Here is a 15,049-nt window from a genome sequence, read left to right on the forward strand (position 1 = left end):
TGTGACCGACCATCCCGATCCCGACGCCGGGCGCATCGTTCTCGATGCGCTCGGCGTCGTGCTTTCCAGCCTCCCGAACGACAGCATCGTCGCCATTGCCTATAGCGGCGGCCTCGATTCGTCCGTGCTGCTCGATGCCGCCGTGCACATGGCGGGCGCGTCGCGTTGCGTCGCGCTTCACGTGCATCACGGTCTGAGTCCGAACGCCGACCAGTGGCTCGCGCATTGTGCGGCGACGGCGAGTGCGCTCGGCGTGGCGTTCGACGCGCGTCACATCGCGGTGGCGCGCGACGATCGTGCGGGTGTGGAGGCTGCGGCGCGCGAGGCGCGTTATGGCGCGCTCGACGCGATGTGCGCCGCGCATGGCGCGCAGTCGCTGTGGCTCGCGCAGCACGCCGACGACCAGGCCGAAACCGTGCTGCTGCAGCTGCTGCGCGGGGCAGGGCTCGCGGGCCTGGCTGCCATGGCGCCGGTGCGCACGCCCGCTGGCGGCGTGCCGCGCGTGCGGCCGTTGCTACATCTGTTGCGCTCGCAACTAGAGGCGTATGCGCATGCGTACGGCGTGCGCTGGATCGACGACGAATCGAACGTCGATACGCGCTACGCGCGCAACGCGCTGCGCCACGACGTGATTCCCGCGCTTGGCGCACATTTTCCGGGCTATCGCGATGCGCTTGCGCGCACGGCGGCGCATGCGGCGTCGGCACAGCGCCTGCTCGACGAGCTCGCACAAATCGACCTTCGCGATATCGCCGTCGGCCACGATGCCGAGTCGCTCTCGCACGCGAAGCTGGTCGCGCTCGACGATGCGCGCGCACTCAACGTACTGCGTTACTGGATGCGTGCGCTCTGTCTGCCCGCGGCGTCGACCGCGCGCATCGCCGACGCGTTGCGCCAGTTGCGTGAGATCGCCCGCGATGACGGCACCGGCGGCGATCATGCATTGGGCGTCGATCACGCCGGGCAACGGCTGCGCTGCTATCGCGGGAAAATTTTCTGGGAGAGGGCGCGTGAGCCGAAGGTTGCGCAATCGATGCGTGAACCGGCCGAACTGCGCTGGCATGGCGAGGAAATCTGGCGCTTGCCGCAGTGGCGCGGCACCTTCGTGTTTGCACCCGCCGATGCCGCCGATCCCGATGCAGTGCCCGAAGCGCTGCTCGCCAGTCAGTCGCTCGTCGCGCGTGAGCGCTCCGGCGGCGAGCGCGTGCGCGACGCGTCAGCGGGGGTGAGCCGCACGCTCAAGCATCTGTTTCAGCGGCAGGGCATTCCCGCCTGGGAGCGCGATGTGCCGCTGCTCTTCAGCGGCGAGACGCTCCTGTTCGTGCCGCGTATCGGCGTGAACCGCGCGGCGTTTCCCGAGTGGGACTCTGCCGCGTACGGCGGCGCATCCGCCGTTACGGCGACGTCGGCCTGGCGCCGCATCGAATGGCGCGAGGATCTGCAGATCGCATGACGCTATAAAAATAAATCGGACCCCATTATTAATGCCTGTACGGCACCGATATTGGTAAAAAGGGTTGAATCAATAACGCCAATCGCCGCAAATCCTTGCTGCACAAGCCTTTTTCGTCCATGAGCAACCAATTTCGTCTTGAAATTTCCGCGCTGATCGGGTAGGTTAACTCGTTTGTCCAGCCCGCTTTTTCGTGTTCACGGACGCCGCCAAAAGCGGCACATAGTGAAGAGGGCGCGATCTTTCCTTCGGCGGTTAAGCGTCGGTTGCGGGGACATCGTCGCGACATGCGGGCAGGGGCGCCGGAACCCAATTATTTTTCGCGCGCCGGACAAACTCCGCGCGTGCTGCACGCGCTGCATGCAAGCCGTAGCCAAGCCAGGGGCCAGGGGCCGGGCGGCAAGGCCGTCTTCAGTGCGCCAGCGCGGTAACATCTCCAGTTCAGAACGACAATGGCACTCATCGTACACAAATACGGCGGCACCTCGATGGGCTCGGTCGAGCGCATCAAGAACGTCGCCAGGCGCGTTGCCAAATGGCACAAGGCAGGCCACAAGATGGTCGTCGTGCCTTCGGCGATGTCCGGCGAAACCAACCGTCTGCTCGGGCTCGCGAAAGAGATTTCCGCGCAGCCCAATCCGCGCGAACTCGACATGATCGCGTCAACCGGCGAGCAGGTGAGCGTCGGCCTGCTGTCGATCGCGCTGCACGAAGCCGGCGTCGACGCCATCAGCTACACCGGCTGGCAAGTCCCGGTCAAAACCGACAGCTCGTTCACGAAGGCGCGCATCAGCGAAATCGACGGCGAGCGCGTGCTGGCCGACCTCGATGCGGGCAAGGTGGTCGTGATCACGGGCTTTCAGGGCATCGACCCCGAAGGTCACATCACGACGCTTGGCCGCGGCGGCTCGGACACTTCGGCAGTCGCGGTGGCCGCGGCGCTGGAGGCCGACGAATGCCTCATCTACACGGACGTCGACGGCGTCTACACGACCGACCCGCGCGTGGTGGACGACGCGCGCCGCCTCGATCGCATCACGTTTGAAGAGATGCTGGAAATGGCCAGCCTCGGTTCGAAGGTGCTGCAGATCCGCTCGGTCGAATTCGCGGGCAAGTATCAGGTGAAGACGCGCGTGCTCTCCAGCCTGACCGACCCGATGATGCCGCTCGACGAGGAAATGAAATCGGGCACCCTGATTACTTTTGAAGAAGACGACACCATGGAAAAAGCAGTCATTTCGGGTATCGCGTTCCAGCGCGACGAGGCCCGCATCGCCGTGATGGGCGTGCCCGACAAGCCGGGAATTGCGTATCAGATCCTTGGCCCGGTGGCGGATGCGAACATCGACGTCGACATGATCATCCAGAACCAGAGCGTGGAAGGCAAAACCGCTTTCACGTTCACGGTGGCCCGTGGCGATTACACCCGCGCGATGGATATCCTCACGAGCCAGGTGAAGGATCACGTGAAAGCCGAGCAGGTGCTGGGCGACCCGAAGGTGTCGAAGATTTCCGTGGTTGGCGTGGGCATGCGTTCGCACGTGGGCGTTGCGAGCAAGATGTTCCGCACGCTGTCGGAAGAGGGCATCAACATCCAGATGATCTCGACCTCCGAAATCAAGATTTCTGTGCTGATCGACGAGAAGTACATGGAACTGGCGGTGCGCGCGCTGCACAAGGCATTCGATCTCGAGCACGAGTGAGCGCCATGTGACGCGGGTTTGATGCGTGTTTGACGGGTCTCGTGGGCGTAGCAGTATGGTGGCCGAAGTTTATGGTGCGAAGTCGATCGCATACCGGCCGAAATCCTGCAAAAAAATACGTCCCACAAATTGACCGCGACGCGCTAACCCGCTATCATCTTGGCTTCGTCGCGCTGCCTCCCTGGCGCGAGCGAAGTTTTTGGGAGACGTGGCCGAGAGGTCGAAGGCACTCCCCTGCTAAGGGAGCATCTGGGCCAAAACCTGGATCGAGGGTTCGAATCCCTCCGTCTCCGCCAGTCATATGGTGGCGAAACCCCGCAAGTTCTCGGACTTGCGGGGTTTTTGTTTTTCGGCTTGAAAATGTGGTTTGCCGGTGTGGCTTACGCGAATCAATCCGTGGCTGGCGGGAATGTCAGGACTGCGCAGCGATGTGTCGCGATGTGTCGTTTTGTCCGGCGCGCCGTTGCAGAAACCCCGAACGACCGAGCGCCAAGTGCGATGACTTCGGCTCGCAAACGTTGCGAGACTCGCCTCCACGGCATCGTGAGCGGTGTTATGCTGCCGGGCGTTGAAGTAGCGCGTAGTTTCGGCGCACGGGCCGTGAATGCCGGGAAAGTTGTTAATGCGATTCACGCCACGTTGCGACGCCATGTTGCGCGGGCACTGAGGTGGGGGCCGTCCACGCCCTTGTAACGAGACGTAACGACGGCTTGCGCAGAGGCGCTCTGTGCATCAGTTATTACAATCGTGAAATGTTCACTGCCCGAGGCTGCGCTATATTGCATGCAACAAAATCATTCGCAAAAAGGTGAGTCCATGAAGTTCGCACGTGTTCTTGCAATGCTTGTCGGGGGTGTGGCTATCGGTGCGTCGGGTGCAGCCATGGCTGGCCTGAACGTTGGCGTCAATATCGGCGTTCCTGCCCCGGTTTATGTCGCACCGGCGCCGGTCTACGCGCCGCCGCCGCCCGTCGTTTATCAGCCCGCGCCGGTTTATGTCGCGCCGGCACCGGCGATCTTCATTGGCTGGCACGGCGACCGCTATTGGGATGGCCGCCGCTACTGGGGCCGCGACGACTGGTATCGCCATCATGGCCGCGGTGAAGATCGTGGCCGCTGGGGCGGCGATCACGATCACGGTCACGGCCGCTGGCACTAAGCGAGTCGTACGCGGCGCTTGATTACGCAAAGGCGGACGCAAAAGCGGACGCAACAGCGCTGCAAAAGAAAAGCCGCCCAGGAGGGCGGCTTTTTTGTGTCTTGCAGTTGCCCGCGCAACGAAGTGCGGGGGCAGTGCGTCGGCAGTACGTTATTCGCTGAGACCGGACATGACGCCGACCACGGCGTGAAAGCCACCGTCGACGTGCATGATCTCGGCGGAGATGCCGCTCGCGAGATCGGAGAGCAGGAACGCGGTCGAGTTGCCGACCTGTTCGATCGTCACATTACGCTGCAGCGGCGCGTTCGCCTCGACGAAGCCGAGAAGCTTGCCGAAGCTCTTGATGCCGCTCGCCGCGAGCGTCTTGATCGGACCGGCCGAAACGCCGTTCACGCGGATACCCTTCGGGCCGAGCGAAACCGCGAGATAGCGCACGCTTGCTTCGAGCGAGGCCTTCGCGAGACCCATCGTGTTGTAGTTCGGAATCGCGCGTTCGGCGCCGAGGTAGGTGAGGGTGACGAGCGATGCGTTGCTGGCGAGCATCGGCTCTGCAGCTTTCGCGAGTGCGGGGAAGCTGTACGCCGAAATGTCGTGCGCGATGCGGAAGTTTTCGCGCGTCATGCCGTCGAGAAAATCGCCCGCGATCGCCTCGCGCGGCGCGAAGCCGATCGCATGGACGAGGCCGTCGAGCGTATCCCAATGCTGCTTCAGATCGACGAAGAGGGCTTCGATCTGCGCGTCGTCGGCGACGTCGCAAGGGAACACGAGGTTGCTGTCAAACTCGTTCGCGAATTCTGTGATGCGGTCCTTGAAACGCTCGCCGACGTACGTGAACGCCAACTCTGCACCTTCGCGTTTGCAGGCTTGCGCGATGCCATATGCGATCGAGCGGTTCGACAGCAGCCCGGTCAGCAGGATGCGTTTGCCAGCGAGGAAGCCCATGGATTCTCCTAATCAGGTCAATGCGTCGCGCGCCCCGAGTGCCGCGCCGCGCGGTTTGGGTAGAATTCTCTCACAAGACACCGCTCACTGGACAAATCGCCACCCATGACCACAGGAACGCCCGCCAGGGCAGCGCGCGCGCAGCGCGGGCAAACGGTTGCGACGCGGTTTTGCGCGTGGGCGAAGAGGGGGGCGGCCTGTTGTCTGGCGCTCGCATTTTCATTCGCGGCGATGCCGTCCGCGCACGCGGCGTATGCGATTGCGCAATTCGGCGAGCCGAAATATCCGCCCGGTTTCAAGCACTTCGACTATGTGAATCCGGATGCGCCGAAGGGCGGTACGCTCGTGCTCGCGAATCCGGATCGACTCACGAGCTTCGACAAGTTCAATCCCTTCACGATGCGCGGCAACGCGGCGCCCGGCCTCGGCTTGATGTTCGAGAGCCTGACCGCGGGCAGCATGGACGAGGTGGCATCCGCGTACGGCCTTCTTGCCGACGACATTCGCATCGCGCCCGACCGGCTTTCGGTAACTTTTCACCTGAACCCGCGCGCGCGTTTTTCGAACGGCGATCCGGTCACGGCCGCCGACGTCAAATTCTCGCTCGACACGCTCAAGAGCCGGCAGGCGTCGCCGTCGGTACAGGCGAATTTCAGCGAAATCACGCGCGCCGTGGTGATCGATCCGGCGACGATCCGCTTCGACTTTCGCACCCGCAACCGCGAACTGCCGTTGATTGCAGGCGGCATGCCGGTGTTTTCGCAGAAGTGGGGGATGCGCGCCGACGGCAGCCGCATCGCGTTCGATCAGATTGCGTTCGAGGAGCCGATCGGCAGCGGGCCGTACGTGATCGAGCACCACTCGAATGGCCGCACGATCACCTACAGGCTCGATCCGCACTATTGGGGCAAGGACTTGCCCGTGCGCGTCGGCACGAACAACTTCGAGCGCATCACCTACAAGCTCTATTCCGACGATGTCGCGCGGCTCGAAGCGTTCAAGGCCGGCGAATACGATGCGCTCGTCGAAAACGTCGCGCGCAACTGGGTGCGGCGCGACGTCGGCAAGCGGTTCGACAGCGGCGAGCTCATCAAGCGCGAGTTCCCGCAGCACAACGGCACGGGCATGCAAGGTTTCGTCATCAACCTGCGCAAGCCGATTTTCCAGGACGTGCGCGTGAGACAGGCACTCGATCTCGCGCTGGATTTCCAGTGGCTCAACCGCATGCTGTTCTATAGCCAGTACACGCGGCTGGATAGCTGGTTCGCCAATACCGAGTTGCAGGCGAGGGGGCTGCCTTCAACGGGCGAACTGGCTCTGCTCGATCCATGGCGCAAAGATCTCGATCCGGCCGTGTTCGGCCCGCCGCCCTTGCAGCCGAACACCAATCCGCCCGGCTCGCTGCGCGCGAATCTGCTCAAGGCGCGCGGCCTGCTTGCGGCAGCCGGCTGGACCTATCGCGACGGCGCGCTGCGCAACGCGCAAGGCCAGCCGTTCGAGTTCGAAGTGCTCGACGATACGAGCGCCTCGGCGCAGTGGGCGCCGATCATGGCGCAGTACACGCAGGCGCTCGTGCGGCTCGGGATTCGCGTGAACTATCGCGCGGTCGACTTTGCGCTTTATCAAAAGCGGCTCGACGCCTTCGACTTCGACATGACGACGATCCGCTTTCCCGACGTGCAGGTGCCGGGTGCCGAGCAAGTCGACCGCTTCGGCAGCAAAGCCGCCGACGAGCCGGGCTCGGGTAATCTGATCGGCGTGAAATCGCCTGCCGTCGATGCGATTCTCAAGGCGCTCACACAGGCGCAAACGCTCGATCAACTGCTCGACGCCGCGCACGCGCTCGACCGGGTGCTCATGCGCGGCTACTATGTCGTACCGCAGTGGTACAACACGACGCACCGCGTCGCGTTCCGGAACACGCTGGCTTACCCGGCGAAGCTGCCGCTTTATTACGGCGCGATCGACTGGATCACCTCGACATGGTGGTTCAAGCCGCACCAGAGCGTCGCGCCCTGACGCGGTCTTGCCACGCAGTCATAACTCACGGACGCCAGGAGCATGTGGAGCTATATCGTCAAACGCTTGCTGCTGATGATCCCGACGCTGTTCGGCGTATTGACGCTGACCTTCGCCGTGATTCAGTTTGTGCCGGGCGGCCCGGTCGAGCAGGCGGTGCGGGAACTGCGCCGCGGCGCGGAGCAGGGCATGCCGTTCGGCATGCGCGCGCATTCGGGCGTCGACGCGCAGCAGATCGCGCAGCTCAAGGCGCTCTACGGCTTCGACAAGCCGCCCGTCGAACGCTATTTCCTGATGCTTCGGCGCTTCGCGCGTTTCGATCTCGGACAGAGCTACTTCCATCACCAGAGCGTGTGGTCGCTGATCGTCTCGAAGCTGCCGGTGTCGATCAGCATCGGGTTATGGACGTTCTTTCTCACCTATCTGATATCGGTGCCGTTGGGCATCGCGAAAGCGGTGCGCAACGGCTCGCGCTTCGATCTCGTCACGAGCCTCGTCGTATTGATCGGCTATGCGATTCCGGGTTTCGTGCTCGGCGTGCTGCTGCTCGTGCTGTTTGGCGGCGGCACGTTCCTGCAGTTGTTCCCGTTGCGCAACCTCACGTCCGACAACTGGGACACGCTGTCGTGGGGCGGCAAGATCCTCGACTACCTGTGGCACATCACGCTGCCCGTGACGGCGTCGGTGGTCGGCAGTTTCGCCGTGACGACCATGCTCACGAAGAACGCGTTCCTCGAAGAGATCCGCCGTCAATATGTGCTGACCGCGCGCGCAAAAGGCCTCTCCGAGCGCACCGTGCTCTGGAAGCACGTGTTCCGCAATGCGTTGCTGCCGCTCGTGGTCGGGTTTCCCGCGGCGTTCATCGGCGCATTCTTCACGGGCAGCCTGCTGATCGAGACGCTCTTTTCGCTCGACGGCCTCGGGCTGCTTTCATACGAGTCGGTGGTGCGGCGCGACTACCCGGTCGTGCTCGGCACGCTTTATCTCTTCACATTGATAGGACTGCTGACGAAGCTGATCTCCGATCTTTGCTATGTGTGGGTCGATCCCCGCATCCAATTCGAACAACTGGAGCGCTGAGTTGAACCGAGTCCGTTCCGGCGCAGAATCCGCATTGCGCACCGAGTCCGTGCGCGCTTTCAAGTCACCCACACCGGCCTCGCGCGTCTGGGCGCGCTTTCGGCAGCAGCGGCTCGGCTACTGGAGCCTGATCGTGTTTCTCGTCGCGTTCGCGGCGAGCCTTGCGGGCCCGCTCTGGAGCAACGACAAGCCGCTCGTCGTGCGCTACGACGCTCACCTGTATTTCCCGCTCTTCAAGGATTATCCCGAGACGACGTTCGGCGGAGATTTCCCGACGCCCGCCGATTATCTCGATCCGTATATCCGCCATCGCTTCGATGCGCCGGGCAACTTCGCGATCTATCCGCCGAATCCGTACTACTACGACACGCTCAACTACTTCTCGAAGGTGCCGAATCCCGCGCCGCCTTCGCGGCAGAACTGGCTCGGCACCGACGCGAGCGGCCGCGACCTTTTCGCGCGGCTGGTCTACGGTTTTCGTGTTTCGGTGGAGTTCGCGCTCGTGCTGACCGCGATCGGCACGATCCTCGGCGTGCTCGCGGGCGCCGTGCAGGGGTACTTCGGCGGCAGGGTCGACATCGTCGGGCAGCGGCTCATCGAAATCTGGAGCGCGATGCCGGAGTTGTATCTGCTCATCATCTTCGCGTCGATTTTCGAGCCGGGCTTCATCCTGCTGATCATTTTGTTGTCGCTCTTCGGCTGGATCGGACTCTCCGACTATGTGCGCGCCGAATTCCTGCGCAACCGCAACCAGGATTACGTGCTCGCCGCGCGTGCGATGGGTCTCTCGAACTGGCAGATCATCTGGCGCCACGTGCTGCCCAACAGCCTCACGCCGGTCATCACGTTCCTGCCGTTTCGCATGAGCGGCTCGATCCTCGCGCTCACGAGCCTCGATTTTCTCGGCCTCGGCGTGCCGCCGCCGACGCCGAGCCTCGGCGAACTGCTTGCGCAGGGCAAGGCCAATCTGGACGCGTGGTGGATTTCGATGTCGACGTTCGGCGTGCTGGTCGTCACGCTGCTGCTGCTCACGTTCATGGGCGATGCGCTGCGCAATGCGCTCGATACGCGCATCTCCGATGCGATGAAGGCCGGAGGCAACCAGTGAGCGCGCCTCTACAGGCATCCGGCACGCCGCTGCTCTCGATCGAGGGCCTGAGCGTGCGGTTTAACGACACGGTCGCCGTCGACGACATCGCGTTAGAGATCGGACGTGATCAACGTGTGGCGCTGGTCGGCGAATCAGGGTCGGGCAAGACGGTGACGGCGCTCGCGATCCTTCGGCTGCTGCGCGACGCTCAGGTGACGGGGACGATCCGCTTCGACGGCGAAGATCTGCTCGCAAAGAGCGAGCGCGCGATGCGCGGGCTGCGCGGCAGCGACATCGCGATGATCTTCCAGGAGCCGATGTCGGCGCTCAATCCGCTCTATACAATCGGCGAGCAGATCGCCGAGACGATCGTGCTGCACGACGGCGTGACGAAGAAGGAGGCTTACGAGCGCGCGGTCGGCTTGCTTGAGCGCACGGGCATTCCGGAGCCGCGCAGGCGCATTTTCGACTACCCGCATCAATTGTCGGGCGGCCAGCGCCAGCGCGTGATGATTGCGATGGCGCTCGCGTGCCGGCCGCGCCTCTTGCTCGCAGACGAACCGACCACTGCGCTCGACGTGACGATTCGCGGCCAGATCGTCGAACTGCTGCTCGAACTGCAGCGCGAAGAAGCGGCGAAACCTGGCGGGGGCATGTCGGTGCTGCTCATCACGCACGATCTGAACCTCGTGCGCCGCTTTGCGCAGCGTGTCGCGGTGATGGAGCGCGGCAAGCTCGTGGAGGTGGGCACCGTCGAGCAGATTTTCGAGGCGCCACAACATCCCTACACGCAGCGGCTGATCGCGAGCCGGCCCGAGCGCAACGTCGTGCCCGTGCTGCCGATTGCGCCGGTGCTGCTCGAGGCGAGGGGCGTTGTCGTCGACTTCCCGACCCGGTTGCCCGGCTTCAAGGGCTGGTGGCACAAGGGACGCTTCCGGGCCGTGAACGACGCGAGCGTTTCGGTGCGGCAGGGCGAGACGCTCGGCATCGTCGGCGAGTCCGGATCCGGCAAGTCGACCCTTGCGATGGCAATGTTGGGCCTGCAACGAACTGCCGCAGGCCAGATCGAGTTCCAGGGCAAATCGCTCAAAAGTTATCTGGGGCGCGAAAAACTTTCGTTGCGCTCGCATCTGCAGGTTGTCTTTCAGGATCCATTCAGTTCTCTTTCGCCGCGGCAGACCATCGAGCGCATCGTCGGCGAAGGGCTCGCGCTGCATCGACCCGATCTCGGCAGCGAGGAACGCCGCAAACGCATCGTTGCAACGTTGCGCGAAGTCGGGCTCGACCGCACGGCATTGCAACGCTATCCGCACGAATTCTCGGGCGGGCAGCGCCAGCGCATCGCCATCGCCCGCACGCTTGTGCTCGAGCCGCGTGTGATCGTGCTCGATGAGCCGACCAGCGCGCTCGACGTTTCGATTCAGCAACAGGTGTTGCGATTGTTGACGGATCTGCAACGAAAATACAACCTCGGCTATGTGTTCATCAGCCACGATCTCGAGGTGATCGGCGCGATGGCGCACCGGGTTGCGGTGATGCAAAACGGGGCGATCGTGGAGGCGGGCGACGTCGATCGGATCTTCGACGAACCGGCTCATCCTTACACGAAAAAGTTATTGAAAGCTGCGCTGTCGCGCTGATGAAGGCGCAGAAACCTGCGCCAATGATGTGGTTATTGCGATTGTTTTTTTCTATTTGTTTTGACACGCAAATACTTACTGGCTAGTATCGTCCAGAGTTTTTTTCTAACCCCCTGTTTCGCGGGCACTTTCTACCGAACAATGCAGTACCGATACTTGACCCAGGCTTGCGCGCGCGTCGTCGCCGGGATGTTCATCGGCATACTGGTAGCCGCGGCGCCCGGCGCTTTCGCCGACGAAGTAAGCAGCTCTACCCAGGATGTCTCCGGTTCGCCCAGCACTGCGGCGAACTCCCAGGCTACGCAATCCCTTCCCACTGAACAGGCGACCCCGGCTCCGGCTGGCAGCGGCGCCCGATCGTTCCTCTCCGGCATGGCCGGCAAGGCTGGCGATGTCGTTGTGGGCGCACTGAACATGATCGGCGTCCGCTATCGCTGGGGTGGCAGCACTCCGGATTCGGGCCTCGACTGTAGCGGTTTCGTGCGCTACGTGTTCCAGGACACGCTCGGCATGTCGCTGCCGCGCCGCGCGGAAGAGATGAGCCGTGTTGGCGAGAAAGTCAGCATGAGAAATCTCAAGCCGGGCGATCTCGTGTTCTTCAATACGATGCGCCGCACGTTCTCGCATGTCGGCATCTATATCGGCGACAACAAGTTCGTCCATTCGCCGTCCACCGGCAGCACGATCCGTGTCGACGATCTTGACGACGGATATTGGGAAAAGCGCTTTACCGGCGCCCGCCGCGTCGAAGCGTCGTTCACGCCGCAACAGCAGCAGGACCTCCGGCAGCGTGTGAGCGTTCAGCTCAACGGTGGTTCCGGCGGTAACTAAGCGCTGTTAAAAGGTTCGGATTCTCGAAAAGCCTGCTTCATCTGAAGCAGGCTTTTTTCGTTTTCGCGTTGGCCCGGGCCGCAGCCCGCGTTCTCTCAGGCAAACGAGGCGTGCACGGCCGCGAGCTTGCGGTCAAGCTCCGGCATCATCCTCGCGACGGCTTCCTCACCCGCGAGGATGGCCGCGTTACGCTGGCCAAAATCGCTGCCCGACATCGCGTTCAGGGCCGGACGAATCACCACGTCCGCGTATTTCTCAAGTTCGTAGTTCTTGATCGACTGGCCCATGATCGTGAAGGTCTGCATCAGCACATCGAACTGACTGACCGTCGCGGCCGTTTCCGGGCGCGCCGAGATATCCACCGCGATCACGAAGTCGGCGCCCATCTTGCGCGCAAACGAAGCCGGCACGGGACTCACGAGGCCGCCATCGACATATTCGTGGCCGGCGATCTTTACCGGCTCGAAAATCGACGGCAGGCTGCACGACGCGCGCACTGCCGTGCCGGTATTGCCGCGCTGGAACAGGATCGCCTGGCCGCTGTGCAGATCGGTGGCGACGATGCCGAGCGGCTTCGCCATCTTTTCGATCGGGCGATTGCGCAGGGTCGTGTTCAGGTAATTCTGCAGGGCGACGCCGTGCAGGAAGCCGCGCGTGCTGAACGGCATGGCCCAGTCGCTGATCGATGCTTCGTCCATCTGCAGCGCGAGCTTGTTGAGGGCGAAACCATTCATGCCCGAGGCGTAGAGCGCTGCGACCACCGAGCCCGCACTTGTCCCCGAAACCACATCGACGTGGATATTGCGCGCTTCCAGCGCCTTGATCACACCGATATGCGCAAAGCCGCGTGCAGCGCCGCCGCCGAGCGCGAGGCCGACGCGCACCGGGCGAGCCGGCCTCGCAATGGGCGGCACGGCGCTGGCTGCGTTGCCGGGCGGCGGGGCGGTCGTCTCGCTTACGGGCGGTGCAACTTTGGCGGTTTCGGTGACTGCGGTCGTGCAGGCTGCGAGGACGGTGGACGCTGCCGCGAGCGTAAAGCTGCGGCGGCTCAAAGAGGGCGATGACGGCTTCAAACGGGTTCTCCAACCGGCACCGGACGGGCTGTCGTGGGGCGCGCAATCACAGGATCACACCCGGATCACACGCCGCAAACGGTCCGTGGGCCGCAATCTGGTCGCGTGGGCAGCGCCTGGCGTTCCCCGCGGCGCCGGGCGATGGATGCGGCGCGCCGACATCATAAGGCAAAGCCGCGCCGGTTTTCAAAAAGCACGTGTAACGCCTTGTGTCGGCGCGGGTTTGGGGTCACAGGGCGCTCCACGCATCGGTCCAGCGTCAGCCAATGATGCGAGCACGGTGGCGATGTGCGGCAAAGCGGCCCGTGCCCCATTCGCCGGGCGCGTGCGCGCCCCAAGGCCGGGCCGAAGGTGCCTGCGGCGGGTATAATCCGGTCTCGAATTTTCCCGGTTCTTCGTTCGCACGCGTGCCGCGTTGTGTCGCGCCGCGCCGCTGGCGAACCCCGCCGACCGTCGCCGACCGCAGTCGCGCGGCCGCACCGTCTCCGAGTAATTGCACATGACCACGACTCCTGTCCGTACCCGCTTCGCGCCGAGCCCGACCGGCTTCATCCACCTCGGCAACATCCGCTCCGCGCTCTATCCGTGGGCGTTCGCGCGCCACAACAAGGGCGTATTCGTGCTGCGGATCGAGGACACCGATGTCGAGCGGTCGACGTCCGAAGCGGTCGACGCGATCATCGAAGGCATGGCGTGGCTTGGCCTCGATATCGATGAAGGCCCGTTCTACCAGATGCAGCGCATGGACCGTTACCGCGAAGTGCTCGCGCAGATGGCCGAGCAGGGCCTCGTGTACCCGTGCTACATGTCGACGGAAGAACTGGACGCGCTGCGCGAGCGCCAGCGCGCCGCGGGCGAGAAGCCGCGCTACGACGGCACGTGGCGTCCCGAGCCGGGCAAGGTCCTGCCGGTGCCGCCGGAGGGCGTGAAGCCGGTGCTGCGTTTCCGTAACCCGCTGTCGGGCGTGGTCGCGTGGGACGATGCCGTGAAGGGCCGCGTCGAGATCTCGAACGAGGAGCTCGACGACCTCGTGATCGCGCGCCCGGACGGCACGCCGACGTACAACTTCTGCGTCGTGGTCGACGATCTCGACATGAAGATCACGCACGTGATCCGCGGCGACGACCACGTGAACAATACGCCGCGCCAGATCAACATCCTGCGTGCGCTCGGCGCCGAGCCGCCGGTCTTCGCGCACCTGCCGACCGTGCTCAATGAGCAGGGCGAGAAGATGAGCAAGCGCCACGGCGCGATGAGCGTGATGGGTTATCGCGATTCGGGCTATCTGCCGGAAGCGGTGCTGAACTACCTCGCGCGGCTTGGCTGGTCGCACGGCGACGCCGAAGTGTTTTCGCGCGACCAGTTTGTCGAGTGGTTCGATCTCGAGCACCTCGGCAAGTCGCCGGCGCAGTACGACCAGAACAAGCTCGACTGGCTCAACAACCACTACCTGAAGGAAACCGATAGCGCGCGTGTCGCGCAACTCGCGAAGCCGTTCTTCGGGGCGCTCGGCATCGACGACGCATCGCTCGCGCAGGGTCCGTCGCTCGAAGGCGCGATCGCGCTTCTGAAGGACCGCGCGAACACGATCAAGGAGATCGCCGAGAGCGCACAGATGTTCTATCGCGAGCCGCAGCCCGAAGCCGAGGCGCTCGCGCAGCACGTCACGGATGCCGTGCGCCCGGCGCTCGCCGACCTCGCTGGCGCGTTCAAGGCGGCTGAGTGGACGAAGGAGGGCATTTCGGCCGCGATGAAGGCGACGCTCGCCGCTCACAAGCTGAAGATGCCGCAACTGGCGATGCCGGTGCGCCTGTTCGTGGTGGGCACGACGCACACGCCTGGCATCGATGCGGTGCTCTCGCTCTTTACCCGTGATGTGGTGGTGAGTCGTATCGAGCAGGGTCTCGCGAAATCGGCTTGATCTTTTTTCAAGATTTTCGGCGCCGGCACTAGCGCCGGCGCATGAGTTCTTGTAGTATTCGGGCTCCGTTGAAAACGGAGCGTGAACGAGTTGCAAAGTTCACGACGGAGTGGCTGGATCGGCGAAGTTTCAAGAACGG

Annotated in this window: 12 protein-coding genes and 1 tRNA gene; 10 read left to right on the forward strand and 3 right to left on the reverse strand. The window is 63.5% G+C overall.

Features of this window, described 5'->3' with window-relative positions; all coding sequences use genetic code 11:
• Position 1 precedes the first annotated feature (1 nt).
• The 3 genes from tilS to Q0L30_RS09260 all read left to right on the forward strand — a co-directional run bounded on the left by tilS (position 2) and on the right by Q0L30_RS09260 (position 3,452).
• Positions 2–1,453: a tRNA lysidine(34) synthetase TilS gene (tilS, locus tag Q0L30_RS09250; protein WP_296654237.1), complete on the forward strand. Its 1,452-nt coding sequence runs from the start codon at positions 2–4 to the stop codon at positions 1,451–1,453.
• Positions 1,454–1,905: 452 nt separating this feature from the next.
• Complete coding sequence (locus tag Q0L30_RS09255; protein WP_293040535.1) at positions 1,906–3,156, forward strand: aspartate kinase; 1,251 nt, start codon at positions 1,906–1,908, stop codon at positions 3,154–3,156.
• A gap of 202 nt (positions 3,157–3,358) precedes the next feature.
• Positions 3,359–3,452, forward strand: a tRNA-Ser gene (locus Q0L30_RS09260).
• 1 nt (position 3,453) lies between these two features.
• On the opposite strand, the gene Q0L30_RS09265 is transcribed toward Q0L30_RS09260, so the two are convergent.
• Positions 3,454–3,807, reverse strand: a complete 354-nt coding sequence (locus tag Q0L30_RS09265; protein WP_296654244.1) for a hypothetical protein — start codon at positions 3,805–3,807, stop codon at positions 3,454–3,456.
• Positions 3,808–3,972: 165 nt separating this feature from the next.
• Here Q0L30_RS09265 and Q0L30_RS09270 point away from each other — a divergent pair, with 165 nt between their 5' ends.
• The gene (locus Q0L30_RS09270; RefSeq protein WP_296654247.1) at positions 3,973–4,314 is read left to right on the forward strand and encodes a PXPV repeat protein; all 342 of its coding nucleotides are present in this window, start codon (positions 3,973–3,975) and stop codon (positions 4,312–4,314) included.
• A 150-nt stretch (positions 4,315–4,464) separates the two neighbouring features.
• Here the strand turns inward: Q0L30_RS09270 and fabI are convergent, their stop codons facing one another.
• Positions 4,465–5,256 carry an enoyl-ACP reductase FabI gene (fabI, locus tag Q0L30_RS09275; protein ID WP_296654251.1) on the reverse strand — a complete coding sequence of 264 codons (792 nt, stop codon included), beginning with the start codon at positions 5,254–5,256 and terminating at the stop codon, positions 4,465–4,467.
• Positions 5,257–5,487: 231 nt separating this feature from the next.
• Between fabI and Q0L30_RS09280 the strand changes: the two genes are divergently transcribed.
• From Q0L30_RS09280 to Q0L30_RS09300, 5 genes are all read left to right on the forward strand, one after another.
• Positions 5,488–7,275: an extracellular solute-binding protein gene (locus Q0L30_RS09280; RefSeq protein ID WP_296654736.1), complete on the forward strand. Its 1,788-nt coding sequence runs from the start codon at positions 5,488–5,490 to the stop codon at positions 7,273–7,275.
• 42 nt (positions 7,276–7,317) lie between these two features.
• Positions 7,318–8,355, forward strand: a complete 1,038-nt coding sequence (locus tag Q0L30_RS09285) for a microcin C ABC transporter permease YejB (RefSeq protein WP_296654252.1) — start codon at positions 7,318–7,320, stop codon at positions 8,353–8,355.
• Between the two features lies 1 nt (position 8,356).
• On the forward strand, positions 8,357–9,463 hold the full coding sequence (locus Q0L30_RS09290; protein ID WP_296654254.1) for an ABC transporter permease: 1,107 nt from the start codon (positions 8,357–8,359) through the stop codon (positions 9,461–9,463).
• On the forward strand, positions 9,460–11,085 hold the full coding sequence (locus tag Q0L30_RS09295; RefSeq protein WP_296654256.1) for an ABC transporter ATP-binding protein: 1,626 nt from the start codon (positions 9,460–9,462) through the stop codon (positions 11,083–11,085). Before Q0L30_RS09290 ends, Q0L30_RS09295 begins: the two co-directional genes overlap by 4 nt.
• A gap of 141 nt (positions 11,086–11,226) precedes the next feature.
• Entirely contained in the window at positions 11,227–11,916 is a 690-nt protein-coding gene (locus Q0L30_RS09300; RefSeq protein WP_296654258.1) for a C40 family peptidase, read from the forward strand.
• A gap of 95 nt (positions 11,917–12,011) precedes the next feature.
• Here the strand turns inward: Q0L30_RS09300 and Q0L30_RS09305 are convergent, their stop codons facing one another.
• Positions 12,012–12,989, reverse strand: coding sequence for a patatin-like phospholipase family protein (locus Q0L30_RS09305; protein ID WP_296654260.1), 978 nt, complete (start codon positions 12,987–12,989; stop codon positions 12,012–12,014).
• 499 nt (positions 12,990–13,488) lie between these two features.
• Between Q0L30_RS09305 and gltX the strand changes: the two genes are divergently transcribed.
• Positions 13,489–14,910, forward strand: coding sequence for a glutamate--tRNA ligase (gene gltX / locus Q0L30_RS09310; protein ID WP_296654262.1), 1,422 nt, complete (start codon positions 13,489–13,491; stop codon positions 14,908–14,910).
• The last annotated feature ends 139 nt before the right edge of the window (positions 14,911–15,049 follow it).

This window comes from Paraburkholderia sp. (assembly GCF_024281035.1).
Classification (GTDB): Bacteria; Pseudomonadota; Gammaproteobacteria; order Burkholderiales; family Burkholderiaceae; genus Paraburkholderia.

What these genes read in the sequence shown, in the direction of transcription:
- Q0L30_RS09255 (WP_293040535.1), top strand. Translation starts at nt 1,906, where the DNA reads ATGGCACTCATCGTACACAAATACGGCGGCACCTCGATGGGCTCGGTC.
- Q0L30_RS09265 (WP_296654244.1), bottom strand. Translation starts at nt 3,807, where the DNA reads ATGGCGTCGCAACGTGGCGTGAATCGCATTAACAACTTTCCCGGCATT.
- Q0L30_RS09270 (WP_296654247.1), top strand. Translation starts at nt 3,973, where the DNA reads ATGAAGTTCGCACGTGTTCTTGCAATGCTTGTCGGGGGTGTGGCTATC.
- fabI (WP_296654251.1), bottom strand. Translation starts at nt 5,256, where the DNA reads ATGGGCTTCCTCGCTGGCAAACGCATCCTGCTGACCGGGCTGCTGTCG.
- Q0L30_RS09280 (WP_296654736.1), top strand. Translation starts at nt 5,488, where the DNA reads ATGCCGTCCGCGCACGCGGCGTATGCGATTGCGCAATTCGGCGAGCCG.
- Q0L30_RS09285 (WP_296654252.1), top strand. Translation starts at nt 7,318, where the DNA reads ATGTGGAGCTATATCGTCAAACGCTTGCTGCTGATGATCCCGACGCTG.
- Q0L30_RS09300 (WP_296654258.1), top strand. Translation starts at nt 11,227, where the DNA reads ATGCAGTACCGATACTTGACCCAGGCTTGCGCGCGCGTCGTCGCCGGG.
- gltX (WP_296654262.1), top strand. Translation starts at nt 13,489, where the DNA reads ATGACCACGACTCCTGTCCGTACCCGCTTCGCGCCGAGCCCGACCGGC.